The organism is Lachnospiraceae bacterium JLR.KK002 (assembly GCA_036941025.1).
Lineage (GTDB): Bacteria > Bacillota > Clostridia > Lachnospirales > Lachnospiraceae > Petralouisia.
The window spans coordinates 1,211,113-1,234,345 of record JAYMNP010000001.1 but is presented as its reverse complement, the minus strand read 5'-3'; the positions used below and the strand labels follow the sequence as shown (position 1 = coordinate 1,234,345).

Genomic DNA, 23,233 nt, shown 5'->3' with positions numbered 1-23,233 from the left:
CGACAGATTCCATTTTTCAGGGAAAACGTAAATCATTTGGCGAATGGGTATACCTTTTCGTATAAGTTTGGTCAGGAGGTTTTTCTTCCGTGTTAAGAAGACAGACAGAATATATATTATAACTCTGAACCATGAAAGAAAGAGAGGAAAAGATTATGAGCCATACAGAACAAAAAGCAACCGCTGCCATTTACTGCAGGGTAAGCACCAGGGAGCAGGCGGAAGAAGGCTACAGTATCGGGGAGCAGGAGCGTCTGATAAGGGAATACTGCATGAAACAGGGCTATGAAGTCTACAAGGTCTTTTCTGACGCAGGAATCAGCGGGAAAGACATTGCCCACAGGCCGGCCATACAGGAACTGTTAAAGGAAGCAGGAGAAAAGAAGTTTGATATCGTGATGTCATGGAAAATCAACCGTTTAAGCCGGAAACTGGAGGACGCCATAAAGATTGTGAACACGCTGGACAGGTACGGGATAGCTTACCGCTCTTATTCCGAGCCTTTTGAATCCGATACACCGGCAGGGAAAATGCAGTTCCAGATGATGGCACTGGTGGGGGAGTTTGAGCGAAATACCATTGCACAGAATGTAAAGATGGGGATGAAAGCCAAAGCCCGTGCAGGGGAGTGGTGCGGAGGGATTGCGCCTTTGGGCTACCATTGGGTTCCCATGGAGGGAACGGAAGATTTGGCAAGGAAAAAATCACGCCTTGAAATTGATGAAAAAGAAGCGGAGGTCATTAAAATCATTTATGGGATGTATGCGTCCGGCAAAGGCTATAAGGCGATTGCAAACTACCTGAATAAAAAAGGGTATCAGACCAAACTCGGAAATACATTTTCTGTGGCACAGCTCCGCACCATACTTACCAACCCGGTCTATATTGGGAAAGTTCGTTTTAATGTGCGACGGGACTGGAATGAGAAAAGGCGCAACAATATCAACCCCGACCCGATTATTGCTGATGGAATCCATGAAGCCATCATAACAGAGGAGCAGTGGAACCAGGTGCAGTTCTTAATCAGCCAGAAATCAGGAAAACCGTCCCGTATCTATGATGGGGAATACCCGCTGACGGGGATACTGAAATGCCCCGAATGTGGCGCAGGAATGGTGATTTCAAGGGTAATCAATAAAAAGGCGGACGGAAGCAGACGGGAGCTGACCTGTTATGCCTGTGGGAACTGGAAGAATAAAGGAAGCGCAGTCTGCCACAGCAATATGATACGGGTGGAGAAAGCCAATGACTTTGTCTACCGGAGGATGGAGGAAGTCTTAAATGATGACAAAGTGTTTCAGGAAGTCTTTTCAAGGGTAAACCGGGAACACGAAATCAGAAAGAAAAATGCTTATAAAGAGCAGGATTTACAGGAGAAAGAACAGGAAAAACTTTCAAAGCGCATGATGAAGAACCATGAAGCCTATGAAGACGGTGTGATTACCAGAGAGGAATTTTTAATGAGGAAACAGGAATTAGGCCGGCAGATGGAACAAATCAGGGAGCATACCAGTGAGAACCATCTTATTCTGCTGGAAGAAGGGCGCAAAGAGATACCAGAGGAAGCAGTGAGGGGAATCTTAAAGAACTTCAGCAAAGCCTTATCCGCTGATATAAACCGAACTATACGGAAGCGGTTACTGCACCTGCTGATAAAGGAAATCACCATAGACAGGGACAGGAACATAGATTCCATAAAACTGAAACTTTCTGACGAGTTAATCAGGTTCTTACAGAACAATGGCGGCACACCACCAGACGGTGCGCCGTCTGTTTTTATGTTTCAGGAATTTGGGATAACGTCACTGGAACTGGAACTTGTGATATAGGAAAGCGGTACAAAGATGAAAAAGGAAAGAGAGGGCAACAGAAGATGAACCATGATTTAAACCAGTATCTTATCAGGGAATATGAAAAGCTGGACTCCGAAATGGAACAGAGGGAATTTACAGAAACCATGCGTTTCCTTATGATGGCGAAAGAGAAAGACTTTTCCGATTATTATTCCAAAAAGAGCCTGACGGGACGGGAATTTTATTCTGTGACGGACACACTCTATGAGCTGAACAACCTCTGGATGCTTTCCGGATTTATCCGCCAGAACCAGCAGGTTTTATTGCGGGAAACCCAGGAGGGTACAGAATACCGGAAGGAACCGGATTTTACAGAAATCTGCAGGATTGGGAAAGACACTATGCTGTCCCGGATGTTCCAGGTTATGGGGAAATTCCATCTGGATGAATATGTGGCAAAAGATACAGACTATACCATAATTACCCGCAGGGTAAAGGCATATGCAGTTACAACAGGCAGTGGGAAAACCGTACCACAGATTATGCTGCAGGGAAACCGGGTCAGAAAATGGGGATTTGAAGCAGGGAGCAGTGTACGTATAGAGTGCTTCCCCAATAAGCTGGTTATCCTGAAAGAATAAAAACCATAAAAGCAGGGGCATGGATGATTGTAATTTAGCCGGAGAATGTGTATAATAGAACCATAAGAAAAGCAGCTTTATGGAAGATACAGTTTCCCGGCAAGGAGTGACAGAAAGCAGGTAAGACAATATGAATGGCAATGAAAAAGAGCAGATAGAAAATATAGAAGACAGCCAAACAAGCTGGGAGGAATTAGGCATATCCAATGATTTCCTGTTTGGGAAAGTCATGCAGAACCCGGAGCTGTGTAAAGAATTACTGCAGAGGATTCTGCCGGATTTAAAGATAGACCACATAGAATACCCGGAGTTGCAGAAAAGCATTGAGCAGGACAGGGACGCCCACGGAGTAAGGCTGGATGTGTATGTAAAGGACGATAAGGAAACAGTTTATGACATAGAAATGCAGGTAAGCAATACAAAGGAGCTTCCCAAAAGGAGCAGATATTATCAGAGCATGATAGATTTACAACTCATTGATAAGAAACAGTATTACAAAAGGCTGAACCGGAGTTACATCATATTTATCTGCCCGTTTGATTTATACGATAAAGGGCGTCATATTTATACCTTTGAAAATATCTGTAAAGAAGATAACAGCATATCAATGGGAGATGAAACGGTAAAAATATTCCTCAACACGGAAGGGATACAGGATGATGTCAGTAAAGAACTAATGGCATTTCTGGATTATGTGGCGGGGAGGAAAGCGGATGATACAGAAGATTCTTATGTAAAAAAACTGGAAGAAGCGGTAAAAGAAGCAAAAAGAAACAGGGAATGGAGGCATGAATATATGACATTGTTAATGCGTGACCAGGAAAATGTGGAAAAAGGAAGAGAACAGGGAATATTGGGAATGATATCAGCATTGAGGGATTTAGATATACCAGATAGTATGATATTGCAAAAATTACAAGAAAAGTTTTTATTGACCAAAGAGGAGGCGCAGGAATATTTAAGGTGTTGATTTGTAGGCAGGACATATCATTGTTCTGCCTGTTTTTGAATAATACTATGAGATTTTTTCGCACTTAGATATGTTATGGAGAGCCATATCATAAGTAAAATGATATCAGGCAATCCTCTGGAGTAAAATGGAGGCATGATTGTCAGCCTGATTGTCAATGCCTGTTCCTGCCAGATAATCAATAGTAGAGGACTTATTGCGCAGTGTCACAGTTGCTCCGGCAGGAATAGAGGTAATAAACATGCCAGTTAGTTCTGTGCGTACCGTATTTGCAAGTTCATCTGAATAAGTTCCGAAAAATGATAAGGGATTTTCCAGGCCATTGACTGCCACCGCATAAGCAATATTCAACAGTCCGGCGGTGGGGCGGACTAGTGTACTGACCTGTTGATATTTAGCATTACTACCACCTCATCAAGAGGCAGAAGTAAATACAGGGTATAAGGAACTGAGCTTTATTCTGGCATCAGTAGTCCGGAACTGCCAGTTGACCTTTGCCGCCACTGTATTCCGCTCCGTTTCCCATGCGGACAGTTCTTTGCGTAACAGTCCTGTTTCAGCGATGCGGCGGCTGAGACATTGCCTGGTCATTACATTAAGCTCTATTTCTGCAATGTCCAGCCAGCTCCCATGCTTTGGCGTATAATGTATCTCCAATTTTTTTATGATGCGTCTTGCTTCTTCAGGCGGATACCGTTTGTACAGGGAAGCTGCTTTATGTGTGTTCAGATTATCCATCACAAGGACGATCTTCTCGGCATCAGGGTACATGATGTCCACCAGATACCTGATTTCCTCTGCCCAGTCGACGGCTGTACGGTGTTCCCGGACACTCACATGGTGCATCCCTCCGAGCGGTTCCACGAAGGCAAAGATGCTGACCGTACCATTGCGGACATATTCCGAATCGGTTTTCCGGTCACTTCCGGGAATCATTGGCAAAGGCTCCCTGGACTCTCCCAAAAGCTGATATGGTTTTTCGTCCATACACACAACCGGACGATTTTCATCATAGGGGCGTTCGTAAACATCAGGGATATCCTCCATGCAGGCTATGAATTCCGGGTCTTCTTTTGACGGGATGCACCAGTAGTCGTTTTTGTGAGGTCGAAGTTTGTTTTTTTTAGGGCATTGCGGATTGCCTCCCTGCCCACAGGGGTTTCCAGAACCACTTTGGATTTTTCCTCAAGCAGACGGATTGTCCACCGGGAGTGCCCTTCTGGAACGGGGCCGCAGGCAAGTTCAATCAGCCGGGCCTCTGTACGCCCGTCAACCTTGCGCCTTGCATTATCTGAATTTATGTTCCTTTTAAATTCAGTAACTGCGTCAATGCCGCCATTGATGTATTTCGTCACAGTATTGGTGACGGTTGCCATACAGACACCATTGGACTTTGCGCTTTGTTCATGAGTTAAAACTTTTCCATGCGCCTCGTCCAGATCAAGAATAACCTGGCATCTGCTGCGGATAGTTTTTGAAGTTTCCTTCTTACGGATAACAGATTTCAACTTTCTAAATTCTTCTTCTGTGAGATGGATATTATACTTTTTAGGTCTTGCCATAGGAATCACCGCCGTTTCTTTTATTATATATCAAAACAGCTGTGGTTACCAGAATTATTTGATTAAATATCAACAGGTCAGTACACTAGTACAATGTTTCTTTGATAACCATATGCTTTTTTCTTCCATTTTTTTATAAAATATGCAATAATATCTTAACAGGAATTGGTTCAAATTGGAGGGAATATTATGCGTGGTTTTCAAGCTGCTTCTTTTACTTTGTCTGATAAGGCAGAAACAATATTAAAAAATTTCAGCACCAGCTATTCCCTGCCATCATGTATTGTGACCCGATCCAAAATTATATTGATGGCCGCGGAGGAGAAAAACAATACCCAGATCGCAGAAGCGCTTGGAACCACCTATTCGACTGTCAGCATATGGCGGAATCGTTTTTATAACAACATAGACCTTATTGCCCAGACGGAGGAGTATGACGGACCGGATGGTGATAAAAAGCTGTCTGATGTCATAAAGTCTGTGCTTTCAGATAAACAAAGACCCGGAAAAGAGCCTGTATTCACCCCGGAACAGATCATGCTCATCAATGAACTGGCGTGTAAAAACCCAAAAGACTTTGGCTGTGAGCTGAGCTGCTGGAATCTTGCATCCCTTGCGAAAGAAGCTGTCAGGCAGGGTATCGTGGGATCCATTTCTGTCGCAAGTGTACAGAGGTTCCTTAAATTTGCGGGTATCGCACCATGGAAAAACCGTTACTGGCTCAACTCCCCGGAAAGGCACGATAACCCGGAATCCTTTAAAAAAAATTGAAACAATCTGCGGCATCTATCTTCAGGCTTCGGAACTTGCTGAATGCGGTACGGAAGTATATTCCACGGATGAAATGACCGGGATCCAGGCATTGGAGCGCAAATATCCGGACAAGCCGGTACGCCCGGGCAGCCCGGCGCTGCATGAGTTTGAATACATCCGTCATGGCACTATAAGTCTGATCACATTCCTGCGTGTTGCAGATGGCAGGATCCAGTCACCGTATCTGAACAGCACACGAAATGAGGAAGATTTCTGCAATGCTGTGGGGCAGCTTATATCAGAGGATGCAGATAAAAACTATATCATTATCTGTGATGGTCTTAATACCCATAAATCCGAAGGACTTGTAAAGTTGGTTGCACAGAAATGTTCCATTACGGTTGATCCTGGTATTAAGGGAAAGAAAGGCATACTGGAGAGCATGAAAAGCAGGGAAACTTTCCTTATGGATGAAAGCCACAGGATTCGTTTTGTATATACGCCGAAGCACAGTTCCTGGGTGAACCAGATAGAAATCTGGTTTGGTATCATCAATCGGAAGCTTTTGAAAAAAGGCAGCTATAAATCCGTAGAGGAAATGGCTCAAAGCATCCTTAATTTTATTAAACAATACAATTTAACAGCCAAAGCATTTAACTGGAAATATGCTGGTTAAAAACAGCCTTGATAGTATATGAGCATCAAAAAAACGCTGTACTAGTATATCATAAATTAAGTTGTTGATAGTTTCGGTATCTGGTATAATAGACTTAATAAATATAATTTATGGAGGCTGATTATGCCAGCGTTATCTTATAGCATTACAATATCAGATGAAGAACGTGATTACCTAAAATCATTGATAAAAGCCAGAACTATCCAGGCGCAGGTTGTTGACCGTGCCCGAATATTGCTATGGAAATCCGAAGCCAGGACAGACAAGGCTATCGCAGACGGCCTGGGCATTAGTGTGAATACCGTCCGGCGCTGTATTGACCGTTATCTTAACAATGGAATTAACCTTGCCATATTTGATGACGAGCGTTCCGGCAGACCAGTTGAGATTACTGACGATGCAAAAGCATGGATTGTCAGTATAGCCTGCCAAAAACCCTGTGACCCTGGCTATGCTGCAGAATTATGGACACTGGCTGCGTTGCACAGACATATACAGGCATATGCTGAAGAAGCCGGCTATCCACGCTTAAAGACAGTTACCAAACCATGGCTCCAAAAATATCTCAAAAAGATGGATATAAAACCATTCAGGATCAAGTATTATCTTGAACGGAAAGACCCTGATTTTGAGAATAAGATGCATGACGTCCTCCTGGTCTATAAGCAGGTCGAGATGCAGTTTGGCATTGATGGGAATATCATCATACCGGAAAACGGGCATTTGACACATACTGTTTCATATGATGAAAAACCCGGCATCCAGGCTGTTGCCAACAAATATCCCGACCATACCCCGACAGAGGAAAAAGGTTATGTCCGCCGGGATTATGAGTATGTGCGGCTTGGGACGCTGTCACTGCCTGCAGGTATTGACCTTTTGACAGGGGAGGCAATTCCATTGGTCAGCCAGACACACAAAAGTTCTGATTTTATCGAGTTTCTAAAGATTCTTGATGTAAAATACCCGGAGGGTGACACAATACGGCTGATACTGGACAACCACTCAGCCCATACTTCAAAGGAAACCCAACAGTTTCTTGCAACGTTACCCGAAGGCCGTTTTTTGTTTGTATTTACCCCGACACACACTTCATGGCTGAATATGATTGAAAGCTTTTTCAGCAAAATGACAAAGCAGATGTTAAAAGGCATCCGCGTCAATTCAAAGGAGGAACTGTCGGAGCGGATATACCGCTACTTCGATGAGATCAATGCCGATCCAATCGTTTATCATTGGACATATAAAATGGATGAAATTAATCCCGATGAAGCAGCAACTATTTAAACTATCAACAATTTAATATTCGCTATACTAGTAAACTATAATCTATTCGGTAAATACCTTCTGTGTGGACTATAATTTCTGCTGTGTTTGGGGTGAAGGAAAAGTCACCGGATTGAAAAGCCAGTAAAAAATTAACATTTTCCTCCGGAGCAATCTCCTGGTAACCTCCCTGCATGACAGCATTAAAATAAGCTGGCTGTAGATTGGATTCGTTCTTCGGACAGCAATGACAACAGCATGATTTATGACTCATTCTAATTGTTCCTCCTGATTCTTTATAAAAACCTGAATATTAAAAATATTTGAATGTATTTGTCAGATTATGGCGGTTTTATCTTATTTTATGCATATTACCGCTGTTTGTGCAGATAAAAAAGAGTCCACCTTACTCTGTCAGAAAAGTTTGTTGAAAATTAATTCCATCTGTCAGGCTGATATTGTATAACAGAGCCAATGAGTCTACGTCTGATTACAGGAAATATCCGTTCCACCTGGGCATTCAGCAATCCCCATTAGGATATATGGAAAGATTCAGATTATGAAAATAATTGTTCATAAGAGATTCGGAGAATCATTGCTATTTTTCCGGTAATAGGGTATGATGTAATCATAGTTTTACTTGCTAAATGCTATATTTACTCAGGAAAGGCACGGGTATACCAATGAAAAAGACAGGTATTTTCAAGCAGCTTCTTTTGCCTATGATACTGATTGTATGTGTACTGGCAATCTGCTTAACAGGAATTATTGGAACTATTTTTGTAAAATCCTATAAAAATCAAATCTATGGAAGGAGCCAGGACAAGTCGCAGCTGGTAGCCGGTGAGATTGCCACGTTTCTGGACGGTGCCTACGGTATTACAGAAGAATTATCTGTAAATCCCAGTATTCTCACCATGGAAACCAATATGCAGACAACGATTCTTGAGGAATGTGTCAGGCGCAATCCTTATCTGGAACTGCTTTACATACAGGGAACGGACGGTATGCAGACGGGACGTTCCTCCGGCGAACTGGCAGACCGTTCCGGCAGATGGTGGTTTCAGCAGACTGTGGAGGAACAGAAACCTTTTATCTCAAAGTCCTATTATTCCGTAAATACCGGAATGCCATGCGCCTCCATATTTTTTCCCATGTATCAGGAGAATACCTTTATCGGAATTTTTGCGGTGGATTTAAAACTGAATTATCTGCAGAGCCTGATAGAAGAATTCTCCGATACGGAGCATGGAGAATATTCCTTTGTCATTGATGGAGAAGGCGTTGTGGTGGCCCACCCGGACAGCACCCAGATAGAAGAACTCTACAATTACAAACAGATGACCAAAACCGTCTCCTGCAAGGATAAGGCGGGGCAGCCGGAGGTTGACGGGGAAGGCAATATTGTGACAGAGGAGCAGACGATAACGGTTTCCAGGGATTACCAGGAAATTATTGCAGAAGTTATGTCTGGAAATACAGGAAGCGGCAGGATTACAAACGAAGGAGAACATTACATTGTAAGCTATGCGTCTATTCCGCTCAAAGGGGAATCCGATACCTGGTCCGTAATAACCCTCCACAGAGAAAAATCAGCAATGGCCCCGGTGCATCGCATGATTGCTGTTGCAGCAGCAGTGGCCCTTTTTATGATTGCAGCAGCAATTTTAGTAACTGCATTGCTGGCACGCAGGCTGACCAGACCGATTGTATCCATTACAGAATTAATTCAAAATGCCTCTGACGGGGATTTTACCGTACAGGCAGAAGAAAGTATTGAGAATGAAATCGGTGTGCTTTCCAAAAATTTTAATAAAATGACAGGAAAAATATCGGTAATTCTGAAAAAGAATGCGGTGATTGCCGGAGAAGTTGTGGAAAGCGCAGGACATTTAAAACAAATTGAAAAGGAAATGGACCACACCGGTCAGGCAGTCCGGGAAATACTGAATGGCTCGGAGGAACAGGATGCAGATGTGAGAGAAGTCCTCACACAGGAAAGAATCCTGGGGGCAAAATTCGGGCAATTGCAGGAAAAGAGCAGATTCCTTCTTGAAAATGCACAGGATACCATTGTTTCCAGCGAGAAGGGAATACAGGGTGTGACAAGGCTTCAGCAACAGAATGAAGAGGCTTCCAGGGGAATGGCCGAAGCATATGACAGGATTATGGCACTGGAAGAACAGTCCCGGAAGATTTCAGGAATTTTAAATACCATCAACAACATAGCTTCCCAGACAGAGCTGCTTGCCCTGAATGCGTCCGTAGAGGCTGCACGTGCAGGAGAACATGGCAGAGGCTTTTCCGTAGTGGCAGAATCCATAGGAAAACTTGCTTCAGATTCATCGGCAGCAACAGATGACATAGAAAAAATCATTGCAGAACTGTGCGGAGAAATCTCCGATGTGGTTGCAGATATCGAATCCATCCGTGCAGGCGTGGATGGACAGGCGCAGGCGGCTAAACAGGTACAGGGAACATTTTCCGATTTCCGTATGCTGGCAGAGCGGACAAAAGAATCCGTCAGCAGCATGGAGGAGCTTGTGGAAAACATGCACCAGTGCGACCGCATGGTGGTATGTGCTGCTGAGAGAATACAGAATATTTCCGCCAATACGGCAGGACTCACAGAACAGGTGGCAGAATCCATAGCAAAACAGGCAAAGGGAATTGCAAAAGTAACCGCAGGTATTGAAAATCTGTCAGAGGTTTCTCAGGAAATGAAACAGGAAATGACAAAGTTCAGAATATAAACTGAAAAATGATGTAACACCGGCCTGTGAAATTATGGAATACAGAGAGACAGCACCACGCTGCACAGTGTCCTGCCAAAGAAGTAGTGGCTGCCGGGCAATCCGGCCTCTCACCGAAGGTGACTTTAAATGGCCGGATGCCATTACCGGAACACCCGCAGGGTGTGAACAGTAACTGAACTGTTACCAGACAACATTAAAATTAAACTTTCCCGTTGCTACATGAAAGATTTTCCTGTATAATAGTTTACTGAGAAATACCGTCAACAAAAGTAGTCGTTACAGACAGGAGGAACAAGAATGTCTCAGAGAAAAGATATCCATAAAGTGCTGATTATCGGTTCCGGTCCCATTGTTATTGGACAGGCGTGTGAATTTGACTATTCCGGTACACAGGCGTGTAAGGCACTGAGAAGTCTGGGTTATGAAATCGTATTGGTAAATTCCAATCCTGCCACCATTATGACAGACCCGGAAACTGCCGACGTTACTTATATTGAACCTTTGAATGCAGAACGAATGGAACAGATTATTGCAAAAGAAAGACCAGATGCATTGCTGCCAAACCTTGGCGGGCAGTCGGGTCTTAATTTATGTTCAGAACTTGCTAAAACAGGCGTTCTCGACAAATATAACGTACAGGTCATCGGCGTACAGGTAGACGCCATTGAGCGGGGGGAAGACCGTATTGAATTTAAGAAAACCATGGACAGCCTTGGCATTGAGATGGCACGAAGCGAGGTGGCTTACTCCGTGGAAGAAGCCATGGAGATTGCAGACAAACTGGGATACCCGGTGGTACTCCGTCCGGCCTATACCATGGGCGGCGCAGGAGGCGGCCTGGTATACAATGTGGAAGAACTGAAAACCGTCTGTGCCAGAGGACTGCAGGCCAGCCTGGTAGGGCAGGTGCTGGTGGAAGAATCCATTCTGGGCTGGGAAGAACTGGAGCTGGAAGTGGTAAGGGATGCAGACAACAACATGATTACCGTATGCTTTATCGAGAATATAGACCCTCTTGGCGTGCATACGGGAGACTCTTTCTGTTCCGCACCCATGCTCACCATATCGGAAGAAGTACAGAAACGGCTGCAGGAGAAATCCTACAAAATTGTGGAATCCATTCAGGTCATCGGCGGCACCAACGTACAGTGGGCCCATGACCCCAAAACAGACCGGGACATTGTAATCGAAATCAATCCCAGAACCTCCCGTTCTTCGGCTCTGGCTTCCAAGGCGACCGGCTTCCCTATCGCGCTGGTATCCGCCATGCTGGCCACAGGGCTGACCCTTGCGGACATTCCCTGCGGAAAATACGGCACGCTGGACAAATACGTGCCCGACGGAGATTATGTGGTAATCAAATTTGCCCGCTGGGCTTTTGAAAAATTCAAAGGTGTGGAAGATAAGCTGGGCACCCAGATGCGGGCAGTGGGAGAAGTCATGAGCATTGGAAAGACTTTCAAAGAAGCCTTCCAGAAAGCCATACGCAGTCTGGAAACCGGACGCTACGGACTCGGCCATGCAAAAGACTTTGATAAAAAATCAAAAGAAGATTTATTAAAACTTCTTATAACTCCTTCCAGTGAACGGTATTTCATTATATATGAAGCATTGCGGAAAGGAGCTGCACCGGAAGAAATTCACGAAATCACCAGGGTAAAACATTATTTTCTGGAGCAGATGAAAGAACTGGTGGAAGAGGAGGAGGCCCTTGCAATAGAAAAAGGTCATCTTCCTTCCGATACTGCTTTGATTAAAGCCAAGAAACATGGATTTTCTGATAAATATTTAAGCCAGATTTTAGAAATACCGGAGGCAGATATCCGGGAAAAACGGATTTCTCTGGGCATGGAAGAAGCCTGGGAAGGCGTACATGTCAGCGGAACCAAAGACAGCGCCTACTATTATTCCACCTACAATGCCGAAGATAAAAATCCGGTCTCGGAAGGAAAGCCCAAAATCATGATTCTGGGCGGCGGTCCCAACCGGATTGGCCAGGGAATTGAGTTTGATTACTGCTGCGTCCATGCTTCTCTGGCATTGAAAAAGCTGGGATTTGAAACTATTATTGTAAACTGCAACCCGGAAACCGTTTCCACCGATTACGACACCTCCGACAAGCTGTATTTTGAACCGCTGACGCTGGAAGATGTGTTAAGTATCTATAAAAAAGAAAAGCCTGCAGGTGTGATTGCCCAGTTCGGCGGTCAGACGCCTCTGAATCTGGCGGCAGACCTGGAGAAAAACGGCGTGAAGATTCTGGGAACCGCTCCCTCTGTCATCGATCTGGCCGAAGACCGGGATTTGTTCCGGGCCATGATGGACAAACTGGAAATCCCCATGCCCGAATCAGGCATGGCAGTCAATGTGGAGGAGGCCCTTCACATTGCAGAAGAAATCGGCTATCCGGTCATGGTACGTCCTTCCTACGTGCTGGGCGGACGGGGCATGGAAGTAGTTTATGATGCGGACAGCATGGAAGGCTATATGAACGCCGCTGTGGGCGTAACCCCGGACAGGCCCATTCTGATTGACCGTTTTCTGGGCCATGCAACAGAGTGTGAAGCAGACGCCATCAGCGACGGACGCCATGCATTTGTACCTGCAGTGATGGAACACATCGAGCTGGCAGGAGTACATTCCGGTGATTCCGCCTGCATTATTCCCTCCAGACATATTTCTGAGGAAAATGTGGCCACTATCAAGGAATATACAAGAAAAATTGCAGAGGAAATGCATGTGCAGGGACTGATGAACATGCAGTATGCCATTGAGAACGGCAAAGTATTCGTTCTGGAAGCCAATCCAAGAGCCTCCAGAACCGTACCGCTGGTGTCCAAGGTCTGCAATATCCGTATGGTGCCTCTGGCCATTGATATTGTAACCGCAGAACTGACCGGAAATCCTTCTCCGGTACCGGAACTGAAAGAACAGAATATTTCCTATTACGGCGTCAAAGAATCTGTCTTCCCCTTTAATATGTTCCAGGAAGTGGACCCGGTGTTAGGGCCGGAAATGCGCTCCACCGGCGAGGTTCTGGGACTTTCCGAATCCTACGGAGAAGCATTCTTCAAAGCCCAGGAAGCTGCCCAGATGAAACTCCCTCTGGAAGGAACCGTCCTGATTTCCGTCAGCAACAGAGACAAGCCGGAAGTGGTGGAGATTGCCCGGAAATTTGCAGAAGCAGGCTTTCATATCATCGCTTCCAAAAACACCTGTAAACTCATTCGCGAGGCAGGCATTGAAGCGGATATGGTACACAAGCTCCAGGAAGGAAGGCCCAATATGCTGGACCTGATTACCAACGGCAAAATTGATCTGATTGTGAATACGCCCATCGGCCAGGACCGAAAAGCGGACGACAGCTACCTGAGAAAAGCCGCCATTAAGAAAAAGATTCCCTACATGACCACCATGGCAGCGGCAAAAGCTACGGTCAGCGGAATTCTTTCCCTGAAAAAGCATGGCAGCAGCGAAGTGCGGTCCCTGCAGCAGCTCCATGGAAACCTGAAAGAATCCTGATTGACTAATTATGGGAATTGTTTTATAATACATTCATCTATGCATACAGGAGGCTCTTATGATAAAAAGCATGACCGGCTTTGGACGCTGCGAGCTTGCAGACGAGGCCCGCAGAATCACGGTGGAGATAAAGTCGGTGAATCACCGGTATCTGGATCTTGCCGTCAAGATGCCGCGGAAAATGAATTTTTTTGAAAATAATATCCGCAATCTCCTGAAAAATTATATCCAGCGGGGAAAAGTGGATGTTTATATTACTTATGAAGACTGTACGGAGAACCAGATTACCTTAAACTATAACCAGGATCTGGCTGAAAAATATGTAACGTACATCCGGCAGATAGGAGATACCTTTTCGCTGCCCTGCGACCTGAGTGCCAGAGAACTTTCCCAGTGTCCGGAAGTCCTCACCATGGAAGCTCAGGCAGTGGACGAAGAAGAACTGTGGAAACTGTTAGAACAGGCGGTCACAGAAGCTGCGGAGCAGTTTGTGAAAACCCGTATCCGGGAGGGTGAACAGTTAAAGAAAGATTTACTGGGGAAACTGGAGCTGATGTCAGAATATGTGGAACAGATTGAACAGCGTTCCCCGGAGATTCTGGCAGAATACCGGCAGAAACTGACCGATAAGGTCCGGGAACTTCTGTCGGATGCCCAGATGGATGAGAGCAGAATCCTTACGGAGGTCACCATTTTTGCCGACCGAATCTGCACGGATGAAGAAACCGTCCGTCTGAAAAGCCATATCAGCAGTACCAGAGATACTCTGACAGAAGGCGGAAGCGTGGGAAGAAAGCTGGATTTTATTGCCCAGGAAATGAACCGGGAGGCAAATACCATTCTTTCCAAAGCCAATGACCTGACTGTTTCCGATATTGCCATCAATCTGAAAACAGATATTGAAAAAGTACGGGAACAGATTCAGAACATAGAATAAAAGGAATTGCACGCAATGAAAACGAACAGTAAAACAGGTATTTTGACTGTGGTATCCGGCTTTTCCGGAGCCGGAAAAGGAACCATTATGAACCGGTTATCAGAAAAATATCCGGATACTTACGCGCTGAGTATTTCAGCTACCACCAGAGCCCCAAGACCGGGAGAAACCCATGGAAAGGAATACTTCTTTGTATCGGAAGAAGAATTCCAGTCCATGATAGATAATCACGCATTACTGGAGTACGCTCAGTATGTAAACCACTATTACGGAACACCCGAAGCATATGTGAAGCAGCAGTCAGAGGCGGGAAAGGACGTTATTCTCGAAATAGAAATCCAGGGCGCTCTGAAAGTAAAGGAAGCCCGTCCCGATACATTGCTGCTGTTTGTCACACCGCCGGGAGCGGAAGAACTGAAGAACAGGCTGACAGAGAGAGGAACGGAGACAGAAGACGTAATCCGTTCCCGTTTGAGTCGTGCATGGCAGGAAGCTCAGGGAGTGGAAGCATACGACTACCTGATCATCAACGACGATCTGGAAACATGTGTGGAACAGGTACACACCATGATACAGAATGAACATGCCCGTGTGGCCCGAAACCACGCATTGATTGAACGAATCAGGACAGAGTTAAAAGGCTTTGCGAAAGGAGAATGATATTATGATGCTGCATCCGTCTTACACAGATTTAATGAAAGTGGTAAACAGCAACGTTGAGATTGGAGAGGAGCCGGTGGTAAACAGCCGTTATTCCATTGTACTTGCAACTGCAAAAAGGGCAAGGCAGATCATCGGAGGCGAAGACCCGCTGATTGACAACCCCTCCAATAAAAAACCTTTTTCCATTGCGGTGGAGGAATTATACAGCAGTAAGGTGAAAATTGTGGGCGAAGAAGATGACAGTGAGGATTCGGAAATCTGAAACGCTCCGGCAAAGATTACCACATTGTTCTGCCAGCTGACAGAACGGTGTGGTAATCTTTATAGAAGAAATGGAGAAGAACATGAGAATTTTATTTGTTTCTCTGGGATGTGATAAGAACCTGGTAGATACGGAATATATGACAGGAACATTATCAGAAGCAGGCCATACCTTTACGGACGAGGAAGAACAGGCGGAAGTTATCATTATTAATACCTGCTGTTTTATTAACGACGCCAAAGAAGAAAGTATCAATACCATTCTGGAACTGGCAGAATATAAAGAAGCCGGAACCTGTCAGGCACTGCTGGTAACAGGCTGTCTGGCCGAACGGTACCGGCAGGAAATCATACAGGAAATTCCCCAGGTGGACGCAGTGCTGGGTACCGGCTCCGGGCAGGAAATCGCAGCGGCAGTGGACGCAGTGCTGGAAGGGAAAAAATATGAATCCTACCGGCCTCTGGAAAACCTGCCCGTACTTTCCGGAAAGCGTTTTCTGACCACCGGAGGCCACTATGCCCACCTGAAAATAGCAGAAGGCTGTAATAAAAACTGCAGTTACTGCATTATTCCAAAGATTCGCGGCCGATACCGGAGCGTACCCATGGAACAGCTTCTGGCCCAGGCAGAGAAATTTGCAGACCAGGGCGTAAAGGAACTGATTCTGGTAGCTCAGGAAACCACTTTATACGGTCTGGATTTGTATGGTGAGAAATCACTGCACCGGCTGCTGGATGAACTGAATAAAATTCCCGGTATTCAGTGGATTCGCATTATGTACTGTTATCCGGAAGAAATTTACGAGGAACTGATTCAGGCCATAAAGCGAAATCCAAAGGTATGCCATTACCTGGATATGCCCATTCAGCATATCAGCAATGAAATCCTGAAGCGGATGGGACGGCGGACCACCAGGGAAGAACTCACGGAAAAACTGACTCATCTGAGAGAGGAAATTCCTGACATTGCCCTCCGGACCACCCTGATTACCGGATTTCCGGGGGAAACGCAGGAAATGCACGAAGAACTCATGTATTTTCTCAATGAGATGGAATTTGACCGTCTGGGGGCATTTACCTATTCTCAGGAAGAAGATACTCCGGCGGCAGAATTTCCGGACCAGATAGAAGAATATCAGAAATCCATCTGGAAAGAAGATATTATGGAGCTGCAGGAGGAAATCATTTTTGATAAAAATGAAGAAATGAAGGGCCGGGAACTGTGGGTGATGATTGAGGGAACCGTAGAGGGAGAAAACGTCTGTGTGGGAAGAACTTACCGGGACGCACCGGAAATTGACGGCTACATCTTCATCAATACGGAGGAAACACTGGTGACCGGAGATTTTGTAAAAGTAAAAGTAACCGGAGCACATGAATATGATTTAACAGGAGAGGTGATTGTATGAACTTACCAAACAAATTAACAATTTTACGAATGATTCTGATTGTTCCTTTTGTAATCTGTATGCTGGTTCCAGGGCTGGGCCAGGCAGGCGTGTACGCTTCCGTCGTACTGTTTGTCATTGCCAGCCTGACAGACCTTATGGACGGAAAAATTGCAAGAAAGTATGATTTGGTGACAAATTTCGGGAAATTTATGGACCCGCTGGCTGATAAACTTCTGGTAGCGTCCGCATTAATCTGCCTGACTGCCAACGGCAGCCTTGCAGCCTGGATTTCCATTATTATCATCAGCCGGGAATTTATCATCAGCGGATTCCGTCTGGTAGCCTCCGACAACGGAATTGTAATTGCGGCAAGCTACTGGGGAAAATTTAAAACCACCTTTCAGATGATTATGATTGTAATGCTGATTTTAAATTACGACAATGACATTTACCGCATCTGTGCAACTGTTATCACATATATTGCACTGATTCTGACCCTTGTTTCTTTAATTGATTATATTGTCAAGAATAAAGACGTTCTGAAAGAGCAAAAATAATGACAGACTTTGCAGCAAATGCAAAGTGCCGTGTTGAACTGTTACTAAAATAATCATTATTTTAAATTTTACAGAAAAGGGTGATGAAACATGACAGCAGAACTGATTTGTGTGGGAACAGAATTACTTCTGGGCAATATTGTGAACACCAACGGAGCTTTCCTTTCGGAACAGTGCGCCATGCTGGGGCTTTCCGTGTATTATCAGAGCGTGGTGGGTGACAATGCCGGGCGCCTGGAGTATTTGCTGCGTACGGCAAAAGAACGTTCCGATGTAATCATTCTGTGCGGAGGCCTTGGGCCCACCAGAGATGACCTGACGAAAGAAACAGCCGCAGAAGTTATGGGGCGGAAGCTGGTGGAGGATGAAAGAGCCAGACAGGAAATACAGGAATTCATGAGCAAAAGAGGCAATGAAATTACCGAAAATAACTGGAAACAGTCGCTGGTTCCGGAAGGCTGCAAAGTACTGTATAATGCCAACGGGACAGCGCCGGGCATTATCATGGAAGATGCGGATACCTGCATGATTCTCCTTCCGGGACCGCCCAACGAGCTGATTCCCATGTTTAAAGAACAGGTATACCCATATCTGCGCGCCCTGCAGCCGGAAGTCATCTGTTCCAGAATGGTCAAGTTCTGCGGTATCGGAGAAAGCGCGGCTGAGACAAAAATACTGGATTTAATTGACGCACAGAAGAATCCGACCGTGGCGCCCTACGCCAAAACAGGGGAAGTACATCTGCGCCTTACCGCAAAAGCAGAAACAGAAGCAGCGGCTCTTGATTTGATTGCACCGGTGGAACAGGCTCTGAAACAGCGGTTTGGAGATCTGATTTACACGGACGACCCTCAGGTGACTCTGGAGCAGGCCATAGGGGAACTGCTGAAAAAACATCATCTCACCGTCACTACGGCAGAATCCTGTACCGGTGGGCTGCTGGCCGGCAGACTGGTGAATGTGTCCGGCATTTCGGAAAACTTTAAAGAAGGCTATATTACCTATTCCAATGAGGCCAAGGAAAAACTGCTGGGCGTTTCCCATCAGACGCTGGCATGTCACGGTGCAGTCAGCCCTGAAACGGCAGAAGAAATGGCCAGAGGCGGGCGGAAAGCGGCAGGCGCCGATATCTGCGTGGCTGTAACCGGAATCGCAGGGCCTGAAGGAGGCACCGAAGAAAAGCCGGTAGGTCTGGTATATATCAGCTGCTGCTGTAAAGGAACGGTTTATACGGAGAAAAATCTGTTCAGCGGCAGCCGGAGCAAAATCAGGGAGTATTCTGTGGCAAGTGCACTGACCCTTCTTAGGAAGGCAATTTTAAACGAGGTGAAGCAATGAGAATCATAGCAGGAAGCGCCCGGAGCCTTCCCCTGAAAACCATTTCGGGCATGGAAACAAGACCCACCTCAGACCGTATCAAGGAAACCTTATTCAATATGCTGAACCCGGAGCTTTTGGACAGCAGGTTTCTGGATTTGTTCGCCGGGAGCGGACAGATGGGGCTGGAGGCAGTCAGCCGGGGCGCAGAGGCTGCGGTTTTTGTGGAGAACAATAAGAAAGCAGCCTCCTGTATTGAGGAAAATATACGGTTTACCAGGTTTACGGACCGGTGCACGCTGCTGATAAAAGATGTTCTTTCGGCAATCCGATGGCTGGAAGGCAAAGAACCTTTTGACCTTGTATTCCTGGACCCGCCTTACGGAAAACATCTGGAAGAAGACGTCCTGCAGGCCCTGAAGGAATCATCGCTGATTACCGAATCTTCACTGATTGTAGTGGAAGCCGCTCTGGATACGGACTTTTCCCGGGCAGAATCCATGGGCTATACCATTACAAAGGAAAAAACTTACAAAACCAATAAACATGTATTTCTGCGGTTGAAGTAAGAAGCTATGGGGGAAACAGATGAAAAGAGCAATTTATCCGGGCAGTTTTGACCCGGTAACCTTTGGACACATTGATATGATAGAGCGTTCCGCCCAGATTGTGGATGAACTGGTGGTGGCAGTTTTAATCAATAGTGCAAAAAATCCATTGTTTTCTGTACAGGAACGTGTTAGTATGTTAGAAGAGATTACAGGCCATATTCCGAATATCAGAATCACGTCTTTTAACGGGCTTCTGATAGATTATGCCAGGGAAGTAGATGCTTCCATTATTGTCCGCGGTCTCAGGGCTGTCACTGATTTTGAATATGAACTTCAGATTGCCCAGACCAACCGTATTGTGAATTCCCGGATTGACACGGTATTTTTAACAACCAGTCTGGAATATGCCTATCTGAGCTCTACCATCGTGAAGGAAGTTGCTTCTTACGGGGGGGATATTTCTCATTTTGTACCGGAGCAGCTTATAGACAGAATTTATGCAAAATATAGCTGAATGTAAGGAGCGTTACATATATGAGTAACAAAATCGAGCAGATTATCGACGAGATTGAAGATTATATTGAGAACTGTAAATACCAGCCTTTTTCCAACAGCAGGATTGTGGTGGACAAAGATGAAATCGAAGATTTGTTATCAGAACTCCGCAGAAGAATGCCCGATGAAATCAAGCGTTATCAGAGGATGATCAGCAACAAGGAAGCCATTCTGGCAGACGCCCAGGCCAAGGCGGACGCCATTATCGCCCAGGCTGAAGTACATACCACAGAACTGGTCAGCGAACATGAAATTATGCAGCAGGCCTATGCCCAGGCAAACGAAGTGGTATTAATTGCCACCAACCAGGCGCAGGAAATTCTGGATAACGCCACGAATGATGCAAATAATATCCGTATGGGAGCCATTCAGTACACAGATGATATTTTAAAAGGCCTGGAAAGTATTATCGGACATGCCATGGATACCACCAAAGCCAGAACAGATAATCTTTTAAATTCTCTGCAGGAATGCTACAGTGTGGTAAATGCCAACCGTATTGAACTGTCGCCGGCAGGCGGAGATCCGGATTCCGGAGCCAATGAAAGCGAAGCCGTTCCGGAGCTTCAGGTTACGGAAATATAAGTATCAGCGGACAAGCAGGAAAGCCAGCACAAAGGCAGTAACCGTTCCGAACAGTTTCATCCGGATATAGGGAACCATGGAAAATCCCGTTTCTTTTACCATGGAGGCCGTCTGAGCAAAGCCGGAAAGACCGCCGAAGGCGGTAAACGCCATCATCAGAGGATATGCAATCTGAACAGCCATATGCTGTTCGGCAGTACAGGAGATTCCGTTGGTAATTTCCGTAAATCCGATGAAAATACATGTTAAAACCGGATTTGACAAAGGCAGCAGCATGGTCATCCGGGCCAGTATGGCAAAGAGCATAATGTAGCCTCCCAGCTTTGCCAGTGTTTCAAATCCGTTCATAATGCCGGCATCTATGATTTGAAAGTTCATGGATGTCGCTTTTTTTGAAGAATTACCGGTAACCGGAGATTCAAATCTGCGCCGGCTGTTCAGCATCATATAAAGGATCAGCGGCGGCCCGTACAGAATCAGATAACTTGCTGTCCTTAAATCCGGTCTGCCCAGGCAGTCATTCAGAATGAAGCTGCTGATAAACATGGGACTGATATTGTTGCAGACACAGAACAGACGCTGCCCCTCCTCTCTGGTCATTTTCCCTGCAAGCACCAGTTCCGATGTGATTTTGCTGCCCATGGGGAAGCCGAACAGCAGTCCGGCCGCAAGAGGATAAATACCGGCGCTGCTTACCGGAAACAGATGTTTCAGCCCCCGGTGCAGCACCATGGTAAATCTGTCCAGTATTCCGGAGTGAATCAGAATGTAGGAGAGAATGGAAAAAGGCAGCAATGTGGGCAGCATTTTCTCATACCACAGATTCAGCCCCAGGGCAGCGGCATTTACCGATTCCTGAGGAAATATTAAAATGTAAAGTAAAAATCCGATTAAAATAATAATGTACATGATTTTTTTCATAGTTTATTCTATGAACCAATAAAATAAATATACCAAAGCAGGAGGCGAATATGAGAGTTTGTGAACAGTTAAAGCCGGAAAGAGTTTTTGCATATTTTGAAGAAATCTGCCAGATTCCCCATGGCTCCGGAAATACAAAAGCCATCAGCGATTACTGCGTATCCTTTGCCAGAGCCCATAATCTGAACTGGATACAGGATGACAGCAATAACGTCATTATTTTCAAAAACGGTTCCGAGGGTTATGAAATGTCTGAGCCCATTATCATACAGGGCCATATGGATATGGTATGCGAAAAGGAAAACCATGCGGACATTGATTTTGAAAAAGAAGGCCTGCGGCTGTATGTGGACGGCGATTTTCTGAAAGCAGAGGGAACCACCCTGGGCGGGGATGACGGAATCGCCCTGGCCTACGCCTTTGCCATTCTGGAAGACGATACCCTGCCTCACCCGCCGCTGGAAGTGGTCTTTACCGTAGACGAGGAAGTGGGAATGCTGGGTGCGGAATCCATTGACCTCTCCATGCTGAAAGGAAGAAAACTTCTGAACATTGATTCCGACGAAGAAAGCATTTTCCTGACCGGATGTGCGGGAGGACTGCAGGCAGACTGCATGATTCCCGTTACCCGGACATCGTCACAGGGATTCCTTTATGAAATCAGAGTGGCTGGACTGCAGGGAGGCCATTCCGGCAGCGAAATCCATAAAGAGCGCGGGAATGCCGCTGTACTCCTTGGACGGATATTAAACGGAATACGGGAAGAACTTCCCTTTTCCCTGGAAACATTGCAGGGGGGCCTGAAAGATAATGCTATCCCGCGGGAAGCCGGATGTACCATCCTGTTACCGGATGCCTCGGACAAATCAGAACTGGAAAGGCTGGTTTCCTCCTGGCAGGAAGTGCTGAAACATGAATACCGCAGTTCCGATCCAAAGGTCAGCGTTCAGTGTACCGAAATGGAGCAGAAGCAGACAGAGGTTCTGGACGCATCCTCTCTGACCAAAGTGCTGTTTTTCCTCCGTACCATGCCCTGGGGCGTGCAGCATATGAGTCCGGAACTGGAAGGACTGGTGGAAACCTCTCTGAATCCCGGTATTATGAAGCTGGAACATGAATCATTTTCCCTGTGCTTTTCCGTAAGAAGCAGCGTCACCAGCAGAAAATATGAGGTGACGGAACGACTGGCCTTTCTCACTGAATTTCTGGGAGGCGAAATCAACATAAGCGGTGATTATCCTGCATGGGAATACCGGGCAGATTCCCCCATGCGTGAACAGATGGCGGCCGTTTACCGGGAATTGTTTCAGGAAGAACCGAAGATTCAGGCCATTCATGCCGGACTGGAATGCGGTATTTTTTCCGGAAAACTTGAGAACCTGGACTGCATTTCCCTTGGCCCCGATAATTTTGATATCCACACACCTCAGGAACGGTTAAGCATTTCCTCCGCGGAAAGAGTATGGAAGCTGCTTCTGGAATTTTTAAAACGTTCCCGGTAATTTCCCTTATAAGGAATATGGAAAACAATCCGGATACCACACAGGGGAACAGGA

The 23,233-nt window shown here is 45.8% G+C and carries 22 protein-coding genes; 18 read left to right on the top strand and 4 right to left on the bottom strand.

The window, feature by feature from the left end; all coding sequences use genetic code 11:
• The first annotated feature begins 155 nt into the window (after positions 1-155).
• The 3 genes from VSQ32_06000 (at position 156) to VSQ32_05990 (ending at position 3,404) form a co-directional block, all read left to right on the top strand.
• Positions 156-1,829, top strand: coding sequence for a recombinase family protein (locus VSQ32_06000; GenBank protein ID MEH2942422.1), 1,674 nt, complete (start codon positions 156-158; stop codon positions 1,827-1,829).
• Between the two features lie 44 nt (positions 1,830-1,873).
• Positions 1,874-2,434, top strand: coding sequence for a hypothetical protein (locus VSQ32_05995; GenBank protein MEH2942421.1), 561 nt, complete (start codon positions 1,874-1,876; stop codon positions 2,432-2,434).
• Between the two features lie 130 nt (positions 2,435-2,564).
• A complete protein-coding gene (locus VSQ32_05990; GenBank protein MEH2942420.1) occupies positions 2,565-3,404 on the top strand; it encodes an Rpn family recombination-promoting nuclease/putative transposase in 840 nt (279 codons plus the stop codon).
• Between the two features lie 105 nt (positions 3,405-3,509).
• Here the strand turns inward: VSQ32_05990 and VSQ32_05985 are convergent, their stop codons facing one another.
• The 3 genes from VSQ32_05985 to VSQ32_05975 form a co-directional block, all read right to left on the bottom strand.
• Positions 3,510-3,755: a hypothetical protein gene (locus VSQ32_05985; protein ID MEH2942419.1), complete on the bottom strand. Its 246-nt coding sequence runs from the start codon at positions 3,753-3,755 to the stop codon at positions 3,510-3,512.
• 63 nt (positions 3,756-3,818) lie between these two features.
• The gene (locus VSQ32_05980) at positions 3,819-4,487 is read right to left on the bottom strand and encodes an IS630 family transposase (GenBank protein MEH2942418.1); all 669 of its coding nucleotides are present in this window, start codon (positions 4,485-4,487) and stop codon (positions 3,819-3,821) included.
• Positions 4,457-4,966, bottom strand: coding sequence for a helix-turn-helix domain-containing protein (locus VSQ32_05975; GenBank protein ID MEH2942417.1), 510 nt, complete (start codon positions 4,964-4,966; stop codon positions 4,457-4,459). Before VSQ32_05975 ends, VSQ32_05980 begins: the two co-directional genes overlap by 31 nt.
• A gap of 189 nt (positions 4,967-5,155) precedes the next feature.
• On the opposite strand from VSQ32_05975, the gene VSQ32_05970 reads away from it, so the two are divergent.
• The 14 genes from VSQ32_05970 to VSQ32_05905 all read left to right on the top strand — a co-directional run bounded on the left by VSQ32_05970 (position 5,156) and on the right by VSQ32_05905 (position 20,756).
• Positions 5,156-5,737 (top strand): helix-turn-helix domain-containing protein, encoded by a 582-nt coding sequence (locus VSQ32_05970; protein ID MEH2942416.1) that lies wholly within the window; start codon positions 5,156-5,158, stop codon positions 5,735-5,737.
• Positions 5,738-5,810: 73 nt separating this feature from the next.
• Positions 5,811-6,395 carry a transposase gene (locus VSQ32_05965; GenBank protein ID MEH2942415.1) on the top strand — a complete coding sequence of 195 codons (585 nt, stop codon included), beginning with the start codon at positions 5,811-5,813 and terminating at the stop codon, positions 6,393-6,395.
• A 123-nt stretch (positions 6,396-6,518) separates the two neighbouring features.
• Positions 6,519-7,682, top strand: coding sequence for an IS630 family transposase (locus tag VSQ32_05960; protein ID MEH2942414.1), 1,164 nt, complete (start codon positions 6,519-6,521; stop codon positions 7,680-7,682).
• A 662-nt stretch (positions 7,683-8,344) separates the two neighbouring features.
• Positions 8,345-10,414, top strand: a complete 2,070-nt coding sequence (locus VSQ32_05955) for a methyl-accepting chemotaxis protein (protein MEH2942413.1) — start codon at positions 8,345-8,347, stop codon at positions 10,412-10,414.
• 300 nt (positions 10,415-10,714) lie between these two features.
• The gene (gene carB / locus VSQ32_05950; GenBank protein MEH2942412.1) at positions 10,715-13,939 is read left to right on the top strand and encodes a carbamoyl-phosphate synthase large subunit; all 3,225 of its coding nucleotides are present in this window, start codon (positions 10,715-10,717) and stop codon (positions 13,937-13,939) included.
• Positions 13,940-13,997: 58 nt separating this feature from the next.
• Positions 13,998-14,876, top strand: a complete 879-nt coding sequence (locus tag VSQ32_05945; GenBank protein ID MEH2942411.1) for a YicC/YloC family endoribonuclease — start codon at positions 13,998-14,000, stop codon at positions 14,874-14,876.
• Positions 14,877-14,891: 15 nt separating this feature from the next.
• A complete protein-coding gene (gene gmk, locus VSQ32_05940; GenBank protein MEH2942410.1) occupies positions 14,892-15,536 on the top strand; it encodes a guanylate kinase in 645 nt (214 codons plus the stop codon).
• Positions 15,537-15,543: 7 nt separating this feature from the next.
• The gene (rpoZ, locus tag VSQ32_05935; GenBank protein MEH2942409.1) at positions 15,544-15,801 is read left to right on the top strand and encodes a DNA-directed RNA polymerase subunit omega; all 258 of its coding nucleotides are present in this window, start codon (positions 15,544-15,546) and stop codon (positions 15,799-15,801) included.
• Between the two features lie 82 nt (positions 15,802-15,883).
• Entirely contained in the window at positions 15,884-17,209 is a 1,326-nt protein-coding gene (rimO, locus tag VSQ32_05930) for a 30S ribosomal protein S12 methylthiotransferase RimO (protein MEH2942408.1), read from the top strand.
• Positions 17,206-17,748 carry a CDP-diacylglycerol--glycerol-3-phosphate 3-phosphatidyltransferase gene (pgsA, locus tag VSQ32_05925; protein MEH2942407.1) on the top strand — a complete coding sequence of 181 codons (543 nt, stop codon included), beginning with the start codon at positions 17,206-17,208 and terminating at the stop codon, positions 17,746-17,748. Before rimO ends, pgsA begins: the two co-directional genes overlap by 4 nt.
• A gap of 90 nt (positions 17,749-17,838) precedes the next feature.
• Positions 17,839-19,086, top strand: coding sequence for a competence/damage-inducible protein A (locus VSQ32_05920; protein ID MEH2942406.1), 1,248 nt, complete (start codon positions 17,839-17,841; stop codon positions 19,084-19,086).
• The gene (gene rsmD, locus VSQ32_05915; GenBank protein MEH2942405.1) at positions 19,083-19,634 is read left to right on the top strand and encodes a 16S rRNA (guanine(966)-N(2))-methyltransferase RsmD; all 552 of its coding nucleotides are present in this window, start codon (positions 19,083-19,085) and stop codon (positions 19,632-19,634) included. Before VSQ32_05920 ends, rsmD begins: the two co-directional genes overlap by 4 nt.
• Before the next feature lie 19 nt (positions 19,635-19,653).
• Positions 19,654-20,130: a pantetheine-phosphate adenylyltransferase gene (gene coaD / locus VSQ32_05910; GenBank protein ID MEH2942404.1), complete on the top strand. Its 477-nt coding sequence runs from the start codon at positions 19,654-19,656 to the stop codon at positions 20,128-20,130.
• 20 nt (positions 20,131-20,150) lie between these two features.
• Entirely contained in the window at positions 20,151-20,756 is a 606-nt protein-coding gene (locus VSQ32_05905; protein ID MEH2942403.1) for an ATPase, read from the top strand.
• Between the two features lie 3 nt (positions 20,757-20,759).
• Here VSQ32_05905 and VSQ32_05900 read toward each other — a convergent pair whose 3' ends face one another.
• A complete protein-coding gene (locus VSQ32_05900; GenBank protein MEH2942402.1) occupies positions 20,760-21,665 on the bottom strand; it encodes a hypothetical protein in 906 nt (301 codons plus the stop codon).
• A gap of 62 nt (positions 21,666-21,727) precedes the next feature.
• Between VSQ32_05900 and VSQ32_05895 the strand changes: the two genes are divergently transcribed.
• On the top strand, positions 21,728-23,179 hold the full coding sequence (locus VSQ32_05895; protein MEH2942401.1) for an aminoacyl-histidine dipeptidase: 1,452 nt from the start codon (positions 21,728-21,730) through the stop codon (positions 23,177-23,179).
• Positions 23,180-23,233: the final 54 nt, after the last annotated feature.